Raw genomic sequence first — 1,396 nt, 5'->3', positions numbered from 1 at the left:
GGCTCTATAATAAATGTTGGGGTGACACCACTACGGTGTCACTTCCAACATTATTTTTTTGCAAAAAAATAAGCATATAAGGCTCACATGCTTTACAATAAAAGTGTCAAAGTCCTAAAGAAAGGATGTGAGCTTATATGCCTACTACTGATTATACTGAATTTTTACATAATGTAAAACAAGAATATATTACAAATAGCTATGAATTAGACGGAATATTTATTTTTGACATAGAATTACCAGCAACATCACATATTTGCCCAAAGTGTGGAGAAACCACAAAGCATATTAAGGATTACCGCATACGTACTGTAAAGTTTGGAAAAGTACAACGAGGTCCACTAATTGGAAAATACAGACAGCGTCGGTATATTTGTCCGCATTGTGGTCATTCTTTTGCTGAAAGCAATCCATTTGTACGAAAACATATGCAACTAAGTGTAACTAATATTAGAATGCTATTTGATAAACTTACTGAAAGTGTAACCTATACAGCTATTGCTAATGAGTGTGATACATCTATTACTACAGTATTACGTTATTGCTCTATGATCACTATACCTAAGCCCAAGACCTTACCCACTGTGATTGGTATTGATGAGTTTAAAGGAAATGCAGAAGGCTACCAATACCAAGTTAATTTAACTAATCCAGATACACATGAAATATTAGATATTTTACCGAAACGTGATACGCAAGCATTAATCCACTATTTTGTATCATTTAAACATAAGGATCGCCTACAAGTTAAGTTTATTGTAATGGATATGTCCATACAATTTAAGCGCATCATGGAGGCGCTATTTCCACATGCGCATATTATCTGTGATCGATACCATGTATGTCGACTTGTAGATTGGGCAGTAGAGCGAGTTAGAAAGCGTGAGCAACATAAACTGGCTGCTTATTCACGTATGTTAAAACAGAATCGACGTGTACTAATGAAGCATCCAGACCATCTAACGGAAGCCGAACATATTAAACTATGTGAAATACTCAGAATATCTGATGATTTACGAAAAGCATATGCTTTAAAACTTTCTTTTAGAAAAATCTTTTCAATCTATGGTAAACAAAGAATAGCTGCACATTTAACGCATTGGTTGGAATTAGTAAAAGCATCTGGCTTAAATGAATTTAATAACTTCTTTACATCATTTCCTGCATGGATGACGCAATTAACTAATGCATTCTTACTTCCATATTCTAATGGATACACAGAAGGAACTAACAACAAAATTAAAGTATTAAAACGGATAAGCTATGGACTTCGCCACTTTGGTAGATTTAGAGTACGTATTCTACTTTTGAGCAAAAAGAATGGCACCAACCATAACTATGATTGGTGCCAAAGAAGACTCGTAGGGTGAATCCCCCAACATTTGACAGAGAGCCT

The 1,396-nt window shown here is 34.7% G+C and carries 1 protein-coding gene; it reads left to right on the top strand.

The annotated features are described in order from the left end of the window. Window positions 1-137 precede the first annotated feature (137 nt). Window positions 138-1,370 (top strand): ISL3 family transposase, encoded by a 1,233-nt coding sequence (locus ACWTVK_RS09515; protein WP_456046642.1) that lies wholly within the window; start codon window positions 138-140, stop codon window positions 1,368-1,370. The last annotated feature ends 26 nt before the right edge of the window (window positions 1,371-1,396 follow it).

This window comes from Veillonella sp. Ser01, assembly GCF_053850375.1.
This window is presented reverse-complemented; position numbering and strand designations above follow the sequence as displayed.